Source organism: Snodgrassella sp. W8135 (assembly GCF_016101225.1).
Lineage (GTDB): Bacteria > Pseudomonadota > Gammaproteobacteria > Burkholderiales > Neisseriaceae > Snodgrassella > Snodgrassella alvi.
This window is the reverse complement of the sequence record NZ_JACFQX010000001.1, coordinates 317,712-335,778: the sequence shown is the minus strand read 5'-3', so window position 1 is coordinate 335,778 and position 18,067 is coordinate 317,712. Positions and strand designations below refer to the sequence as shown.

General features: G+C 44.9%; 16 protein-coding genes. 3 read left to right on the top strand and 13 right to left on the bottom strand.

Features of this window, described 5'->3' with window-relative positions; all coding sequences use genetic code 11:
- Positions 1-24: 24 nt before the first annotated feature.
- The 11 genes from murC to mraZ form a co-directional block, all read right to left on the bottom strand.
- The gene (gene murC, locus H3T75_RS01470; protein ID WP_232336187.1) at positions 25-1,437 is read right to left on the bottom strand and encodes a UDP-N-acetylmuramate--L-alanine ligase; all 1,413 of its coding nucleotides are present in this window, start codon (positions 1,435-1,437) and stop codon (positions 25-27) included.
- A 77-nt stretch (positions 1,438-1,514) separates the two neighbouring features.
- Positions 1,515-2,582, bottom strand: coding sequence for an undecaprenyldiphospho-muramoylpentapeptide beta-N-acetylglucosaminyltransferase (murG, locus tag H3T75_RS01465; RefSeq protein WP_078475694.1), 1,068 nt, complete (start codon positions 2,580-2,582; stop codon positions 1,515-1,517).
- Positions 2,583-2,619: 37 nt separating this feature from the next.
- Positions 2,620-3,774, bottom strand: coding sequence for a putative lipid II flippase FtsW (gene ftsW / locus H3T75_RS01460; RefSeq protein ID WP_078475695.1), 1,155 nt, complete (start codon positions 3,772-3,774; stop codon positions 2,620-2,622).
- Complete coding sequence (gene murD / locus H3T75_RS01455; RefSeq protein ID WP_198211256.1) at positions 3,771-5,117, bottom strand: UDP-N-acetylmuramoyl-L-alanine--D-glutamate ligase; 1,347 nt, start codon at positions 5,115-5,117, stop codon at positions 3,771-3,773. The genes ftsW and murD overlap by 4 nt, the downstream gene beginning before the upstream one ends.
- Positions 5,118-5,181: 64 nt before the next feature.
- On the bottom strand, positions 5,182-6,267 hold the full coding sequence (gene mraY / locus H3T75_RS01450; RefSeq protein ID WP_025331240.1) for a phospho-N-acetylmuramoyl-pentapeptide-transferase: 1,086 nt from the start codon (positions 6,265-6,267) through the stop codon (positions 5,182-5,184).
- Between the two features lie 150 nt (positions 6,268-6,417).
- The gene (murF, locus tag H3T75_RS01445) at positions 6,418-7,776 is read right to left on the bottom strand and encodes a UDP-N-acetylmuramoyl-tripeptide--D-alanyl-D-alanine ligase (protein ID WP_198210829.1); all 1,359 of its coding nucleotides are present in this window, start codon (positions 7,774-7,776) and stop codon (positions 6,418-6,420) included.
- A gap of 22 nt (positions 7,777-7,798) precedes the next feature.
- Positions 7,799-9,277, bottom strand: coding sequence for a UDP-N-acetylmuramoyl-L-alanyl-D-glutamate--2,6-diaminopimelate ligase (locus H3T75_RS01440; RefSeq protein WP_198210828.1), 1,479 nt, complete (start codon positions 9,275-9,277; stop codon positions 7,799-7,801).
- A gap of 76 nt (positions 9,278-9,353) precedes the next feature.
- Positions 9,354-11,096 carry a penicillin-binding protein 2 gene (locus H3T75_RS01435; protein ID WP_084552074.1) on the bottom strand — a complete coding sequence of 581 codons (1,743 nt, stop codon included), beginning with the start codon at positions 11,094-11,096 and terminating at the stop codon, positions 9,354-9,356.
- Positions 11,097-11,162: 66 nt separating this feature from the next.
- Positions 11,163-11,438, bottom strand: coding sequence for a cell division protein FtsL (gene ftsL, locus H3T75_RS01430; RefSeq protein ID WP_084552075.1), 276 nt, complete (start codon positions 11,436-11,438; stop codon positions 11,163-11,165).
- 24 nt (positions 11,439-11,462) lie between these two features.
- Positions 11,463-12,407, bottom strand: coding sequence for a 16S rRNA (cytosine(1402)-N(4))-methyltransferase RsmH (rsmH, locus tag H3T75_RS01425; protein ID WP_198210827.1), 945 nt, complete (start codon positions 12,405-12,407; stop codon positions 11,463-11,465).
- Positions 12,404-12,859 carry a division/cell wall cluster transcriptional repressor MraZ gene (gene mraZ / locus H3T75_RS01420; RefSeq protein WP_025331245.1) on the bottom strand — a complete coding sequence of 152 codons (456 nt, stop codon included), beginning with the start codon at positions 12,857-12,859 and terminating at the stop codon, positions 12,404-12,406. Before mraZ ends, rsmH begins: the two co-directional genes overlap by 4 nt.
- Before the next feature lie 253 nt (positions 12,860-13,112).
- On the opposite strand from mraZ, the gene H3T75_RS01415 reads away from it, so the two are divergent.
- Both H3T75_RS01415 and H3T75_RS01410 read left to right on the top strand, forming a co-directional pair.
- Positions 13,113-14,297 (top strand): class I SAM-dependent methyltransferase, encoded by a 1,185-nt coding sequence (locus tag H3T75_RS01415; protein WP_370570078.1) that lies wholly within the window; start codon positions 13,113-13,115, stop codon positions 14,295-14,297.
- A gap of 244 nt (positions 14,298-14,541) precedes the next feature.
- Complete coding sequence (locus tag H3T75_RS01410; RefSeq protein ID WP_198210826.1) at positions 14,542-15,579, top strand: NADH:flavin oxidoreductase/NADH oxidase; 1,038 nt, start codon at positions 14,542-14,544, stop codon at positions 15,577-15,579.
- A 67-nt stretch (positions 15,580-15,646) separates the two neighbouring features.
- Here the strand turns inward: H3T75_RS01410 and ybaK are convergent, their stop codons facing one another.
- Complete coding sequence (gene ybaK, locus H3T75_RS01405; RefSeq protein WP_198210825.1) at positions 15,647-16,135, bottom strand: Cys-tRNA(Pro) deacylase; 489 nt, start codon at positions 16,133-16,135, stop codon at positions 15,647-15,649.
- A gap of 259 nt (positions 16,136-16,394) precedes the next feature.
- Between ybaK and H3T75_RS01400 the strand changes: the two genes are divergently transcribed.
- A complete protein-coding gene (locus H3T75_RS01400; protein WP_198210824.1) occupies positions 16,395-16,754 on the top strand; it encodes a RidA family protein in 360 nt (119 codons plus the stop codon).
- A gap of 52 nt (positions 16,755-16,806) precedes the next feature.
- On the opposite strand, the gene argJ is transcribed toward H3T75_RS01400, so the two are convergent.
- Positions 16,807-18,024 (bottom strand): bifunctional glutamate N-acetyltransferase/amino-acid acetyltransferase ArgJ, encoded by a 1,218-nt coding sequence (gene argJ, locus H3T75_RS01395; protein ID WP_198210823.1) that lies wholly within the window; start codon positions 18,022-18,024, stop codon positions 16,807-16,809.
- Positions 18,025-18,067 lie beyond the last annotated feature (43 nt).

Genomic DNA, 18,067 nt, shown 5'->3' with positions numbered 1-18,067 from the left:
TGTAAAATAATTAAACTGCTGTCATTATACTGCAGCAGACATTCCGGTAAGCATGGCAGGTACTTTGTTAATACTGCCGGCACCCATATTGAGCAAAACATCACCATCTTGCAAGACATTTAATAACGTGGGCGCCATTTCGTCTACGTTTGCTACATAAATCGGCTCAACTTTACCCAGCACTCTGATCGCACGCATTAATGCCTTACTGTCAGCCGCCACAATCGGGTCTTCACCAGCAGAATACACTTCCGTTAAAACCACGCCATCAGCTTTACTCAAAACCTGAACAAAATCTTCAAACAAGTCCCGTGTACGTGTATAGCGGTGTGGCTGGAATGCTACGACCAGACGACGCTGAGGGTAGGCTCCTCGTGCAGCAGCTATGGTTGCAGACATTTCAACAGGATGATGACCATAGTCATCAATTAGTAATGCTTCGCCACCATTCGGTAATGCAATCTCACCGTACTGCTGAAAACGGCGACCCACACCTGCAAAACTTTCCAGCCCAAGTTGAATTGCCGGTACTGAGACACCAATTTCCAGTGCAATCCCGATAACAGCCAGTGCATTCAGAACATTATGCCGCCCTGGCATATTGACCGTCACACTAAATGGTTTTATGCCTTTTTTACGCGTATGGACATCAAAATGCATTTGTGCACCATCGGCAACAATATTAGTTGCATATAAATCAGCATTTTCATCCAGACCATAGGTAACAAAAGGTTTCTGAATCAACGGTAAAATCTGACGCACATGCTCACTGTCAATACATAGAAAGGCTTTGCCGTAAAACGGCATGCGGTGCACAAAATCCACAAACGCCTGATGTAGTTTTTCTACATCATGATCATATGTATCCATATGATCGGTATCAATATTGGTAACGACCGTAAATAAAGGTGTCAGATATAAAAACGAAGCATCTGATTCATCTGCTTCAGCAACAATATATTCACCTTTACCCAGCTTGGCATTGGTTCCGGCTGCAGTTAACCGACCACCAATAACAAAAGTCGGATCCAGCCCCGCTGCTGCCAGTACAGAAGCAGTTAAACTGGTTGTTGTGGTTTTACCATGTGTACCGGCAATGGCAATACCGCGACCAAAGCGCATGATTTCAGCCAGCATCATGGCTCGCGGAATTACCGGAATTTTTTGTTCTTGCGCCGCTACCACTTCCGGATTATCTTTTTTAACGGCTGTTGATGTCACTACTACATCTGCACCAGTAATATTTTCAGCACTGTGTCCAGAACAAATATGCACTCCGATTGCCCGTAAATGCCGGGTTGCGGCATTATCAGCCAAATCAGATCCACTTATCTGATAACCTTCATTATGTAAAACTTCTGCAATACCGCACATACCGGTTCCGCCAATCCCTACAAAATGAATATGGCGGATACGGTCTTTCATGTTTTCTTTCATACTTTATAACTTTTCCTGCCAGTCTGAATTGTGATTGATAGCTCGTGTCTGAACAATTCATCCGGCTCAATCAAAATTTAACGGATACTCGCCAGCGCTGCTGCCGCAACCTTAGCCGCACTGTCAGGCTGAGCCAGCGCACGTGCTTTAATCGCCATGTCTAAACAGCGTTCGCGCGATAAATCGGCCAGCGTAGTCATTAATGTCTGCGTATTCAGATTCGTCTGCGGTAATAATATTGCCGCACCATCTTTAACCATAAACTGTGCATTAGCTGTCTGATGGTCATCTACCGCATGCGGATAAGGCACCAGAATTGCCCCGACTCCGGCAGCGGTTAATTCAGCAATTGTCAGTGCACCTGCCCGGCAAATCACCAAATCGGCGTTACGATAGGCTGATACCATATCTGTGATAAATTCAACACATTGCGCCTCTACTGCGCACTGAGCATAATTCTGCTGTAACTGTTCCAGTTTATTTCGTCCGGACTGATGCAGCAGTCGCGGACGCTGTTCAGCCGGTAACAAAGCCACAGCCTGCGGCACAATCTGATTCAATACATCAGCACCCAGACTTCCACCAACTACCAGAATATTCAGCTCACCATTTCTACCGTTAAAGCGCTGTTGCGGTGGTGGTAATGCAGCAATATCAGCACGTACCGGATTACCTACCAGTCCGTTTTCATTTGCGAATACTTGTGGAAATGCATACATTACCTGATTGGCAAAATGAGCCAGCACTTTATTAGATAAACCTGCAATCGCATTCTGTTCATGAACAATTAATGGTAAACCGCATAGCTTTGCGGCTATACCACCCGGAAAAGTAACAAAACCACCAAAACCGATGACTGCATCTACCTGATGCCTGCGAATAATCTGACGTGCTGCCGCAATGGTTTTTAATAAGGTAAAAGGTAGCATTAGCTTACGCTTTAGCCCGTTACCGCGTATTCCTTTGATTGCCAGGGTTTCCAGTGGTATGTCGTACTGCGGAACCAGACGGTTTTCCATCGCCCCGTCACTACCCAGCCAGATAATACGATGACCCTGTGCCTGTAATGCCTGAGCAACTGCAAGCGCAGGAAAAATATGACCGCCTGTTCCGCCGGCCATGACCATGAAAGTTTTTACACTCATTATTTTCCCGTCAAAACTATCAGAGTTCTGTGATTATTTATACTTTGAATCCACGCATCACACGCCGGTTCTCATAATCCACTCGCAACAGCAAACCCACACTGATTAAAATAATCATAACAGCTGAACCACCATATGACAGTAAAGGCAGAGTCAGCCCCTTAGTGGGTAACAGGCCGATATTCACACCAATATTAAAAAAGCTCTGAATACCCAGCCAGATACCAATACCCTTGGCGACGAAAGAACCATAAAATAATTCTAAATCGCGAGCCTGTTTACCAATGGAAAAAGCACGGACTACCAGCCAGATATAACAAAACATTAATACCAGAATACCGGCAAAACCGAATTCTTCTCCAATGACCGCAAGAATGAAATCCGTATGAGCCTCAGGTAAATAAAAACGTTTTTCCAGACTGGCTCCCAGTCCGACACCAAACCAGCCGCCGCGCCCGATTGCCATTAATGAATGCGTAAGCTGATAACCTTTACCCAGAGGATCTGCCCACGGATCAAGAAAGCCGGCTACACGTGCCATACGGTAAGGCTCAAACAGCACCAGCATAACCATGGCCAGCAAACCAAAACCTACTACGGCCATAAACCAGCGAAACGGTAAACCAGCCAGAAAAAGCAAGCCTACCGCAATAACAGAAACCACTACAAATGAACCAAAGTCCGGTTCCAGCATAATCAGCCCGAGACCAAGTCCTACCGGAATACCTGCAAACCAGACTTTTTTGAATTCTTTCAAGATTTCAGCACGTCTGGTAAAAAAACTGGATAAATACAAAATTATCGCCAGTTTAAAAACTTCGGTAGGCTGGATATTAACCATTCCTACATTAATCCAGCGTTTGGCACCGTTAATTTCTCTTCCCATTACCAGCACCAGAATCAGCAACACGATACTGAACAGCAATACCAGTGGTGTCAGCTTTTTCCATGTTCGCAAAGGAATACGTGCAGCCACACAACCAAGTACGCCGCCGCACAATAGAAAAATAGCCTGACGAATCAGATAAAAATAAGTACTGCCACCATCATGCTTTGCATATGCAATTGAGGCCGAGTAAACCATGATCAGGCTGAAACTGGCCATCAATACCACCATCCATAACAGTGACTGATCAAAAGTATATCCTCGTCGCAATAGCTTGCGATCCAGCAGACGTGATTCAGTAATCATACTGCGCTACCCTGCAATTGACGGACGCTGGCAATAAATACCTCACTGCGATGTGCATAACCCTTAAACATATCATAGCTGGCACAAGCCGGACTAAGCAGCACAATATCTCCCGGATGAGCCAGTTCAAAAGCACGTTCAGTAGCATGCGGCAAATCGTCATAGTACTCTACCGGATAGGAGGCTTGTCCGAGAACTGCTCCGAGCTGATGACCATCCACACCAATCAGTAAAACTGCACGTGCCTTATCCTGTAATGCGGCCTGCAACGGAGTAAAATCCTGACCTTTACCCTGTCCGCCAGCAATCAGCACAATAGGTTTATCCAGCCCGAGCAATGCAGCACAGGTAGCACCAACATTAGTACCTTTAGAATCATCAATAAATGTCACACCTTTCACTTCGGCTACTTTTTCCACACGATGCGGTAAGCCTTTGAAAGTGGATACATATTGAAGCAATTGTGCACGCGGCAAGCCAATGGCTTCACATAAAGCAAATGCAGCCAAAACATTGGCCGCATTATGTGTACCCTGTAAAGACAGAGCATCACAAGCCAGCAATGGTTCATTACCGGCACACAGCATATCTTTATTCAACCAGAAATCAGTATTATGCTGTAAAGAAAACCATTTCACCGGCCGGTTATTCCGTACCATAGCACGACAAAAAACATCATCGGCATTTAACACTTGTATGGCCTGGCCACGAAAAATCCGGTCTTTGCTATGCGCATAATCCAGAAAATCATCATAGCGATCCAGATGGTCTTCTGATACATTCAGTACTGTGGCAGCAGTCGCATTCAGGCAGGGAGTAGTCTCCAGCTGAAAACTCGATAATTCCAGAACCCAGACATCTGCTGCTTTACCTGCGCGCTCCAGATAGGCTTCCAGTACTGGGGTACCAATATTACCTGCCACCACTGTATCAAGTCCGCATCGCGCACATAAAAAACCCACCAGACTGGTAGTAGTGGTTTTACCGTTTGAACCGGTAATTGCAATAATTTTACTGTTACTGCTTTCAAGTAAATCAGCCAGAATAGCCACATCACCCAGTACGACACCGCCGGCACGTTTAAAATCAACAATAGCAGGCTGACGCTGACTGATTCCCGGGCTTAAAGCCAGAATATCAAACTGGTGCTGTTCAAACACTGTTGCTAGCTCTCCGGTATATACGGCAACCTGATGACGCTCAGTTAAAGACTGCAATTGTTCTGCATCAGGCCGGGCATCATAAATAGCTACATCAGCACCTGCCTGAGTTAAAAACTCCAGCATTGAAATTCCGGTACGCCCCAGCCCTGCAACTAAAACCTTTTGATTACGCCAGTCAATCATGGTTAAGTCCTACACTAAATTTAACCCAAATGTATATCGTCTGATCCTGCTTATCTGACTACTAACGGATTTTCAGGGAAGCTAAACCAACCAGTACCAGAATCATGGTAATAATCCAGAAACGTACTACAACCTGAGTTTCTTTCCAGCCTTTTTGTTCAAAATGATGATGAATTGGTGCCATCAGAAAAATACGTTTACGCCGTAATTTATATGAACCTACCTGCAGCATGACAGACATTGCCTCAACAACAAATAAGCCGCCCATAATTACCAGCACAATTTCCTGACGCACAATCACAGCTATCGTACCCAAAGCTGCACCTAAAGCCAGTGCACCGACATCTCCCATAAATACCTGTGCCGGATAAGCATTAAACCACAGGAATCCTAGACAAGAACCACAAATAGCAGCGCAGAAAATCATAACTTCATTCGCACCGGGGACATGCGGCAGCTGCAGATAATGAGCAAATTCAGCATGACCGCTGACATAAGCAAAAATTGACAGACCGGCAGCAACCAGCACAATAGGAAAAGCAGCCAGCCCGTCTAGTCCGTCAGTCAGATTTACTGCATTAGAAGTACCAACAATGACAAAATACGTCAGAATAACAAAACCAATGCCACCCAGCGGGTAAGTAATTTCCTTGAAAAAAGGAACAATAAAAGTATTTGTAGAGCTTAAGTGTGCCACATAAAACAGCACCAGACCGGCTACCAGAGCCACTACAGACTGCCAGATCATTTTAAATCTGGCTGAAACCCCGTGCGGATCTTTGTAAACTACCTTTTTCCAGTCATCATAAAAACCCAGAGCTCCGGTACTCAGCATAACCAGCAAAAGTATCCAGATATAAATGTTGGCCAGATTAGCCCATAATAATGTTGTAACAGTGATAGCCAGTAAAATAAGTGTACCGCCCATAGTTGGTGTACCGGTTTTCACCAGATGGGTTTTTGGTCCGTCATCGCGAACAGCCTGCCCTACTTTGAGCTGAGTTAATTTGCGAATCATCCACGGACCGAATGCCAGACTCAGCCCCATGGAAGTCAGTGCCGCCATTACGGCACGAAAAGTAGTATATTGAAATAAATGGAAACCATTTATCCAATAGTGAAAAATTTCTGCTAACCACAACAGCATGGTTGTTTTCCCTTGTCACAGCCAAAGCCATAACCGTTATTAAATAATTTATTGCTATATGAATGATGCATAATCATCCAGATAGCCTGAGCCGGATAAAAACGGCTATTTTAAGTCGTTCAGCACTACTTGACGAGAGTTAGCAATAATTTATTTCTGTGTTATTGCTTGTACTACATCTTCCATATGCATAAACCTTGAACCTTTTACCAGAATGGTAGCTGTCTGCTGATCCCATGCACGTAAATCATCAATTAGTTTGTTTCGATCCGTATAAAATGCATCTGGTACACCATAAGCTTCTGCTGCAAACCGCGCTTCGTCACCAATAAAAAATGCCGCATCAATACCGCGTGCCCGTATATAAGCACCTACCTCTGCATGCAGAGCAGAAGCATTATTGCCCAGCTCACCAATAGCACCCATCACAATAATTCGTGGCGCAGGAAAAGCCGCCAAAACATCGATAGCTGCCTTAAATGCATCTGGGTTAGCATTATAAGTGTCATCAATTACCAGAGCGCCATGCACACTGCGCTTTTGTTGCAATCTGCCTTTAGCATTCTCAAATGAATTCAGTCCCTGTAATGCCGCTAAGGGCAAACCGGCACCCAGAGCAAGTGCACAGGCGGCCACAGCATTATGTACCATATGCAATCCCGGAACCGGTATTTGTAAATTAACCACCCCTTGCGGGCTGGACAAATCAAAACAGATACTTAATGGCTGCAGTACAATATTGCTGGCATATACATCACCCTGTTCTGAACCAAAGCGGACACATTGCTTACCTTGCAAAGCTGAAATATAAATATCTGACTGACCATCATCAGTAGGAACAAAACCAGTTCCATTTGCATTCAGCCCCTGATAAATTTCACTTTTAGCGCGGGCAATATCAGCAACATCTGAAAAGCCGCAGCCGATATGAGCACGCAGTGCGTTATTAACCAGAGCATAGTCCGGTTTGGTCAGGCCGGTTAAATAACTCAGTTCACCGGTATGATTCATACCCATTTCAATCACAGCATAGCGATGCTGCGGCTTTAACTGTAATAATGTCAGCGGTAAACCAATATGATTATTAAAGTTACCGGCAGTAGCCAGAACCGCACTAGTACCTGCATGATGCCGCAAAATTGTAGCCAGCATTTCTTTTACCGTGGTTTTACCTGCTGAACCGGTAATACCAAACACTTGCAATGCCGGATTAACCTGCATTCGCCATGCCTGTGCCAGCTCTCCCAACGCTTTTCCTGTGTCTGCAACTACCAGACATTTCGCCTTATTTTGCCAGTCTGAGCGACTGACAATACACAACTGAGCTCCCTGAGCGAGCACTTCATCAACAAAATCATGACCATCAAAACGTTCACCCTTAATGGCCACAAATACATCACCCGGCTGAATCTGACGACTATCAATAACTACCCGTGTGACCGGCTGATTATTATCAGGTAACACTTGTCCAAAAGTCTGATAAATAAAATTAAGATCTAAATTTGACATATTATTAAGCAATTACAAAACTTTAGACTCGCTGTTGCAAAGCTGACCGTGCTATTTCAAAGTCTGAAAAATGCTGCTTCTGACCACCGATATCCTGATAGGTTTCATGACCTTTTCCTGCAATAAGAACAATATCGTCAACTACTGCATGATTTACAGCATAATTAATCGCAGCTTTGCGGTCTGCTTCTACCAGCACCGGTTCAGCAACAGCGGGCAAAATATCGTTAATAATTGCCTGCGGATTTTCTGTACGCGGATTATCGCTGGTTACGACAACATAATCCGCTCCTGCAGCGGCTGCGGCTCCCATTAATGGTCTTTTACCTGCATCACGGTCTCCGCCACAGCCAAAAACACACCACAAATGCGCTCCGTCAGGTTTAATTTCCTGCAAAGTCGATAATGCTTTTTCCAGTGCATCCGGTGTATGAGCATAATCAACCACCACTAGCGGCTGATTACTTCCCATCAAACAATCCATACGTCCGGTAGCAGGATTAATCTGCGGCCAGACAGCAATTACCTCATTAAAAGTAAAACCATTAGCACACAATACACCTATACAGGCTGCCAGATTCTGAGCATTAAACCGACCCAGTAAACGTGTATGTACTACTTCGTTTCCCCACGGCGTACGCAAATGCACCTGCATACCACTTGCTGAAGCTTGAAATTGACTAATATGAATATCTGCATCAGCATGAAAACCATAAGCCAGTACAGTTAACTGCGGACAATCACGGCATAAATCCTGCCATAACCGATAGCCGAACTCATCATCAATATTAATAATGGCGTGTTTCAGCCCCTGCCAGTAAAACAATGAAGCCTTGCAATCACCGTAACTTTGCATGCTATGATGATAATCCAGATGATCCCGGGTCAGATTGGTAAAAACAGCACTGGTAAAAGGGACACCAACGACACGGCTCTGATCCAGACCATGACTGGACACTTCCATGGCAACGGCTGCAGCATTATTTTCAGCAAAATCACGTAACCATGTCTGATTAGATACCGCATCCATAGTAGTATTGGCAGTATCATGCAGCTGTTGCCAGTATCCATTCCCTACCGTACCCATAATGGCACATTTTTTGCCAAGAATATCTGAAGCCTGCGCCAGCCATTGTGACACTGACGTTTTACCATTAGTTCCGGTCACTCCCCAGACACTCAGCTTTCTGCCCGGATAGTCATAACAGGCAGCAGCCACCAGTCCGGCACGCTGACGTAAATCTTTTACAGCCTCATTCGCTACTTTCCAGCCGGTCTGCCATACAAACTGACCATCATCATCCCAGAAAACAAATTCTGCACCATTATCAATTGCAGCCTGTATAAAATCACGACCGTCACTATACTCACCCTGACAGGCTACAAATACATCTCCGGGCTGTACCTTTCTGCTATCCACCCGCAGTGTACGGCCAGCAATCAGCCGACTTGTTTCAGCACTTAAATGATATTCAGGCAAAATTTTTTTCAGGGAAAACATAACACTGTCGATTCAAACATTTTTATCGGGTACAAACAGACAGACAATCTGTGCAAACACACAGATTGTCTTCAGATTAATGCGTTTCAGAATGTGGCGCGGATTTTACCGGTCTGCTCGGAGAAACACCAAGTACATTCAGAGTGCCAACCATTACATCATGGAATACCGGACCGGCAACCGGTCCCCCGTAATAACCATTAGTAGTAGGATTCTGAATATTGACTGCTACAATAACTCGCGGATTGTCTGCCGGTGCAAAGCCGATAAATGTAGCCATATGCTTGGAATCAGAATAGTGTCCGTCTACCAGCATTCGCGCAGTACCTGTTTTAGCGGCTACATCATACCCGTCAATTGCCCCCTGCAAACCGGTACCACCGGGCTGCGTTACAGCAATCATCATATGGCGTACTGCCTTTGCAGTCTTTGGCTGGATAATCTGCTCACCCTGCGGGGCACTGTTCAGCTTAAGAAAACTCACTGGCAGTAGCGCACCGTCATTGGTAAAGATAGTATATGCCCGTGCCAGCTGGAGCAGACTCATCTGTATACCATAACCAAAAGACATAGTAGCCTGCTCAATCGGCCGCCAGTTATGCCAGTCACGTACTACTCCCGGTGTTTCACCCGGAAAACCGGAATGCATCCGGTGGCCGAAACCGACAGAAGTATACATGTTGTACATTTCTTCGGGCGTAAACATTGCAGAAATTTTACTTGTACCAACATTAGATGATTTCTGAATAATGCCGCCCACATCCAGATAAGGATAATTATGCGTGTCCCGTACTGTCGCCGGTCCGATTTTATACGGTAAAGTATTAAAACCGCTGCCTGGTTTGATTTTTCCGCTATCCAGCCCTTTAGCAATGGTAAACGGTTTCATCGCACTACCCGGTTCAATCATATCAGTTACCGCACGGTTACGGCGTGCATCACTATCGGTGGCACCCGGATTATTAGGGTCATATCCCGGTGAATTTACCAGAGCAAGAATTTCTCCGGTTTTACCATCCAGAACCACAACTGAACCAGCTGATGCAGTGTGATACTGCATTGCTTTATTTAACGATTCATATGCAATTGACTGAATCCGCTGATCCAGAGACAGCACCATATTCGTACCATTCTGAGGAAGACGGTTACGCGGAGAATCCAGACTATCAACAATATTACCTTTATTGTCGCGCAAAACAACTTTAGCACCATCAATACCATGCAGACTGTCTTCACGCGATAATTCCAGTCCTTCCTGCCCTTTACCATCAATATTGGTAAAACCGATAATATGGGAAAAAATCGGTCCCATCGGATAATGGCGTTTACTTTCATGCTGAAAGGCAAGACCTTTAATATTCAGCGCAGCAACTTTTTCTGCAACCTCCGGCGACAATTGTCTTTTCAGATAAATGAAGTCTTTATTACGGCTAAGGCGGCTTTTAATGGTTGCCGCCGGTACATCAATTAATGCAGATAACTGTTGAATCTGAGTATCTGTCGGCATCTGCTCCATAGCAGAGGGCATAGCATATAAAGAGTCTGCGGGTGCACTGATGGCCAGTGCGGCTCCGTTGCGATCAGTAATTGTGCCCCGGGTAGCCGTGAGCGGCAGAGTACGGACAAAACGCTGATCACCCTGCTCTTTCAGAAATTCATGTTTCTCAGTCTGCAAGTAGATACCACGTCCGATTAGCATAGCAAAAGCTATAGCCAGAGCACCTAACACCAATACAATCCGCCCGTTAGTGGTTACAGGCTTAGCCTGTTTTACCTCACGGGGCAGCATGCGCGGCTTATAATCGTTTTTAATTAACATAGTAGTTTGTTCCACTGCCGGAAATACTGCCTGAAGCAGTACTCCATTATTCTCTGACCCGTCACATCACTGCTTAACCAAACGCGGCGCATCCAGCATCTGCGTTTCAGCCAATGACGGCGAATGCAAATTCTGCCGGGCTGAAGCATCCTGAATCAACTGATGATTAGATAACTTTGCCTGCGCTAACTTTAAGCGACTAAAGTCTTCGTTCAAAAGACTTTCCCCTTTTTGCGCTTTATCCAGCGCAATAAAAAACTGACGCGAACGATCCTGTACTGTTACAACAGCAAAAGCTGAAGCCAGTACCAATATAAGCAAAATAATGTTGATTTTATTCATAATTAATCAATCATTAATCTTAGTTTAATAACTGCGTTCGGCTACCCGTAATACCGCTGAACGGGCACGCGGATTTACTTCAATTTCTGCCGGAGCAGGTTTTTGCGCCTTGCCTATCAGGCGCAACGGCGGCTGCTCACGTTCTGCTTCTTTAACTACAGCCCAGCGCGGTAAAGGAGCCGGCTTGCTATGCTGCTGCATAAATCTTTTTACAATCCGGTCTTCCAGTGAATGAAATGAAATCACCGCCATCCGTCCACCGGCAACCAGACATTCCATCACTTGCGGAAGTACCACAGTTATTTCTTCCAGTTCACGGTTAATAAAGATGCGAATGGCCTGGAAAGTACGTGTGGCCGGATCCTGTCCGCGTTCACGAGTACGGACGACTTGTGCGACGAGGTGCGCCAGCTGGCCGGTTGTGGTAATCGGGCTTTGTTCCCGCTGCGCCACAATTGTCCGTGCAATCTGGCGACTAAACCGCTCTTCACCATAATTTTTAATTACCTCGTGTATATCCTGCTCTTCTGCCACAGCCAGCCATTGAGCTGCTGACTGTCCGCGCGTAGTATCCATACGCATATCCAGCGGTGCATCAAAGCGGAAGCTGAAACCGCGACCTGCATCATCAATCTGAGGAGAGGAAATACCCAGATCAAATAAGGCACCATTTATCCGGCTGATACCCAGCTGTTGTAACGACCGCTTTAATGCAGAAAAACCTTCATGTACAACCAGTACCCGTGCATCCTGCCTTGCCAGTTCCTGTGCTACAGCAATCGCCTGCGGATCCTTATCAAAAACAACCAGCCGCCCGTCTTTCCCAAGCTGAGACAGAATCAAACGCGAATGGCCGCCACGACCAAAAGTTCCGTCAACATACACGCCGGCCGGCTGTACCTGTAAACCGGCAACTGCTTCATTCAGTAAAACGGTAACATGACCGCCATTATTTATCTGTTCACTCATAATTGCAGTTGAGTCTTACCCAACTCTGCCGCCAGCATATCTTCATCCATATCCAGTGCAGCATTATTCTGCTCTTCCCATAGCGCCCTGCCCCACACTTCAATGCGGTTGGCACGACCCACAACATAAACTTCACGCTCAAAATTCACCAGACGACGCAAATGTGCCGGTAGCAATACTCTGCCGGCACTGTCTAAATCCAAAGTATCCGCATTATGCAACAGTAAATTCTGATAGGCCTGCAATACTCTGTTGCCTGCCACAGGAAGCTGTAACAGCTGAGCTTCCACACTGCGCCATGATGACTCGGGATACAGTAACAAATGTGTGCGCTTTTCCAGTGTGGCAACCAGTACCGGAGTGAAATGACGCGCCAGCAAATCACGAAACTTGGCCGGAATCGCCAGTCGTCCTTTACTGTCTATACTTAATTCATACGCGCCGCCAAACACTGTTCAGCTCCTATTCAATATAACGGGATTATCCCCCACTTCGCCACACCTTTACACACTTATTCACACTATAAGGCAATTTTGCATACAGGGTCAATGTAATCCAGTCAAATTCCGAAGCCGAATAAAAGTAATCTAAAATACAAAAATATATTTAAATCAAATCATTATTTTAATAATCATCCAATCCAGTCCCTATGTGCCTTTTCAGACACTTGACCAGGGTCAACATAAGCCAAAATCAGCGTTTATAATGACCATCTTCTTTACAATTTCCATCATCTATCCTATGGATAATTTACCCACTCCTGAAAATGCCGCATTAATCAGTTCGCAGAAATTATCTGAACTTATTCAGCAGAAAATCCGGCAGCAAAATAACTGGCTTTCTTTTGCCGACTACATGCAAATGGCACTGTATACGCCTGACTATGGTTATTACACCGGCGGAGCACAAAAATTCGGTCGTGATGGCGACTTTATTACTGCACCTGTTCTGACTCCTTTGTTCGGGCAGACGCTGGCGCATCAATTAGATGCACTATTGCCACAAACAGCAGGCAATATTTATGAATTCGGTGCAGGAACCGGTCATCTGGCAGCATCTGTATTGCCAGCTCTGCACAGCCAGCACTTTCAGCACTATTACATTATTGAACTTTCTGCAGAACTGGCGCAGCGTCAGAGAGAATATATTCAGACTCATGCACCTGATCAGATACATAAAGTTACACACCTGACTAAGTTACCTGAACAGTTTGACGGTATCCTGATAGGAAACGAAGTTCTGGATGCCATGCCTGTTCCGGTCTATCTCCGTCAGGCAAATCAGATAACAGAAATGGGCGTTAGCTGGCTGGATAACCAGTTTATCTGGCAGGATAAACCTGCTAGCAGCGCAGCAATACAACAGGTCATGGAAACTTTCCCTGATACAGCAGAACCTTATCAGTCTGAGCTGCATCCACAACAATATGCCTTTGTAGCAACACTGGCACAAAAGCTGAAACGCGGAGCAATGATATGGATTGATTATGGTTTTGACGCAGCACAGTATTATCATGTTCAGCGCCGTCAGGGTACGTTAATCGGCCACTACCGGCATCATACCGTCCATGATCCGTTCTTTTATCCCGGACTCACTGACTTAACCGCTCATGTTAATTTCACTCGTATTGCTGATGCCGGCATTGATAATCATCTGGACTTAATTGGTTATACCAATCAGGCAACATTTCTGCTTAATCTGGGTATAACCGAATTACTCGCAAAAATCGGCAAACCGGAAGAAAATGCATACATTCAGACTGCTTCAGCCTGTCATACCCTGCTGGATGCACATGAAATGGGCGAGTTATTTAAAGTCATCGCGTTTGGAAAAAATATTGACGTAGACTGGCAGGGATTCATGTATGGGGATTTGTGTCACAAATTATAGATAATTTAAATTACAAATAAGTTTTATTTGTAAGTAAATAATAATTAATTATGTTTATCAAACAAGATACTATTATATGATGGACTTGATGAAATATCTGCTGATAGCAAGCTGTATTTGCCTGTCAGATATCATTCAGAGAACTGGATAAGAAGTAATAAATCAATAAAAATAATCTGGATATTGTTTTTATTCATTACTTACTGCACCCAATCAGGAATCAGATAATCAAAAGGAACAATCAATGTCATTATTATTATCTCCTATAACCATTGGTAATTTAAATCTGAAAAACCGGGTAGTTATGGCACCAATGTGCATGTATGAAGTAAAAAAGGAAGACGGTATCGTTACACCTTTTCATTTTGCACATTATGGCGCACGTGCCATTGCCAATGTCGGTCTGATTATTATAGAAGCCACTGCCGTACAGCCGGACGGACGGATTACCAAACACGATTTAGGTTTATGGGATGATAGTCAGACAGAAAAATTCTCTCAGCTGGTTGATTCACTACATTATCTGAACAGCAAAGTAGGTGTGCAGCTGGCACATGCCGGACGCAAAGCTTCAGATGCATTGCAGCCGGTTGCACCCAGTGCTATTCCTTTTAATAGCAGCTCGAAAACGCCAAAAGCATTGAGTAAACCGGAAATCACACAAATCAAAGAAGATTTTATTGCTGCAGCCAGACGAGCCCAGCAAGCCGGTGTGGATGTAATTGAAATCCATGCTGCACATGGTTATCTAATCAGTGAATTTCTTTCACCGCTGAGCAACCAGCGTACCGATGAATATGGCGGTTCTTTAGTAAATCGTTATCGTTTGCTGCACGAAATTACTCTCGAAATGCGTACAGTATTTTCCGGTTCATTATGGGTACGCATGTCTCTATCCGACTATGATAAAACCGGTCAGCAAAACAGTATTGCCGACTGGCAGGAAATATGTCAGTGGCTAGAACGTGACGGCATAGATGTTATCGATGTATCCACCGGCGGTGTTATGGATTACGCTCCGGATATCCCGGTGCATGGCGGTTATCAGACACCTTTTGCGACTGCCATGAAGCAAGTAGTCAATATTCCGGTAGCGACCGTTGGCCTGCTGGATAGCCCTGATCTGGCTGAATATATTTTACAAACCGGTCAGGCAGATTTGATTATGGAAGGAAGGGTGTTATTACGTAATACCAACTGGTTAACCGAAGCAGCCCAGCAGCTGCATGATCATAATTATCAGCCTTTTAATAACTCTTATCAGCGCGGATTAATTAAATAAAAATTTTTATTAGCCGACAAACAAACAGGCCAGACTTTCACGTCTGACCTGTGTTCATTAGTCAATATTATTCCGTCTCTGTTGCCACATGCACTGATTGCGGCTGCAGGCAGGTCAGATATTCTGGCTGCATCTGTACCAGAAATCCACGCTTACCCCCATTAATATAAATCAATGGTAAAGAATAAATACTTTTTTCAACATACACCGGTAATCCGGCCTTGTTGCCAAAAGGACTGGTACCACCAACCAGATAACCAGTCCATTTATTAGCCTGCTGCGGGCTGGCTGGTTCTATATGCTTCATACCCAGCTCACGTGCCAGCTGACGGGTAGATATATGCCGATCGCCATGCATCAGCACAATCAAACCTTGCTTATGCTCATTTTGCAGCACAATGGTTTTAATCACTGCATGTTCGTCTACGCCCAGCGCTAATGCTGACTGTGCTGTTCCGCCATGCTCAACATAAGCATACTCACGCGGTTCAAACGGTATCTGGTGAGCACGCAAAAAACGGATAGCAGGAGTAACCGGAAATTTACTTTTACTCATCAATTATTCTCATCTACTCAGGCAAAGATAACGAATTATTATTTTACTACTTAGTGAAAATTGATGGTTATCATATAGCGATATCTCGATAGATTCAGAAGATAGTATTGATATAAAAAGGCATAGCTTATATTCTTTTGCTGTCTGTTTTTTCTTTTCAGGCCAGTATTGCCCGGCCACAAAATAAATTCTTGCATTAACAGATAACATTGTAGCTCAGGCTATTTTCACAAGAACCAGTATATGGGTATTGAATTCTATGAGTATTAAATTTTACGAGAGCGGTAACCGCCTGGCAGAAGCCACCATTTTTAACGGCCTGATATTTCTTGCTGGACAAGTTCCAACTAATGAAGATGCCGACATCACTGCGCAAACTGCCAATGTTCTGGCACAGATAGATACTATTCTGGAAGCATGTGACAGTGACAAGCAGCATATTTGTGAAGCAGTAATTTACCTGAGCAATATGCAGGAATATGAAGGTATGAATCAGGCATGGGATAACTGGGTTACACCGGGAAGAGCGCCGGCACGAGCCTGTATACAGGCTGCGCTGGCTAACCCAAACTGGAAAGTAGAAATCAAACTAACAGCTGTACAAAAAGAAATCCTTTAAAGCACTGAGCCCGCGTTAAACGCGGGTTCAGTAATTGCTGATTCAGTACAGCTTAGCTGCGATAATCGGCATTAATTGTCACATACTCTCTGGATAAATCACAGGTGTAAATCTTTGCCTGTGCTTCCGCACGTGCCAGATCAATAGTTACTGTAATTTCATTCTGTGCCATTACCTGCTGACCAGCCTCTTCTGTATAGCTGGCAGCCCGGCCTCCATTTTCTGCCACCAGCACTTCACCCAGATATACCTTAATTGCTGCCACATCCAAATCAGCAATACCTGCATAACCGATTGCGCACAAAATACGCCCCAGATTCGGGTCACTGGCATAAAAAGCTGTTTTTACTAATGGTGAACGGGCAACAGCATAGCCTACCTGTCTGGCCTCTGCTTCAGTCAAAGCATTGCGTACATCAATAGTAATAAACTTGGTTGCACCCTCACCGTCACGCACAATCGCCTGTGCCAGTTCCAGTGCCAGATCAGCCAGTACAGTTTTGACTGCTAAGTAATCCTTTCCGGCTACTGACTCTATCCGCCCCAGCTGAGACTTACCTGTAGCTACCACCACAAAACTGTCATTGGTAGAAGTATCTCCGTCAACAGTAATCGCATTAAAAGATGTGGCTGCCACTTCAGCTACCATTTGCTGCAACAATGGCTGGGCTATAGCCGCATCAGTAAACACAAATCCGAGCATAGTAGCCATATTCGGATGAATCATGCCGGAACCTTTGGCAATACCGGTGAAACGTACTTTATGCCCGTCAATATAAACTGTACGGCTGGCCATTTTAGGAACAGTATCCGTAGTCATAATGGCAGCAGCAGCCCGTGGCCAGTGTACAACTTTCACTTTCGGCAAAGCAGCCACAATTTTATCTACCGGCAAAGGTTCGAGAATCACACCGGTAGAAAACGGTAAAACCTCTGATGCACTGCAACCAATCTGCTGTGCTACCTTGTCACAAATCAACTGCGCATCATCCAGTCCTTGTTTGCCTGTACCGGCATTGGCATTACCTGTATTGATTACCAGTGCACGCACTCCGGCGTCTGTAGCCAGATGCTGTTTAGCAATCTGTACCGGTGCAGCACAAAAACGGTTTTGGGTAAATACAGCGCCGATGCTGTTTATCCCGTTAAGCACGATAAGCGTTAAATCATCGTGTTCCGGTTTTTTGATTCCGGCCTGTCCGACAAATACCTGCACGCCGTCAATGGCTAAAATCTGCTCATCACCAGGCACGGACAAATTAACTGCCATTACTATTCTCCTTTAATCAATATCAGCTTATTTTTTCAGCAAT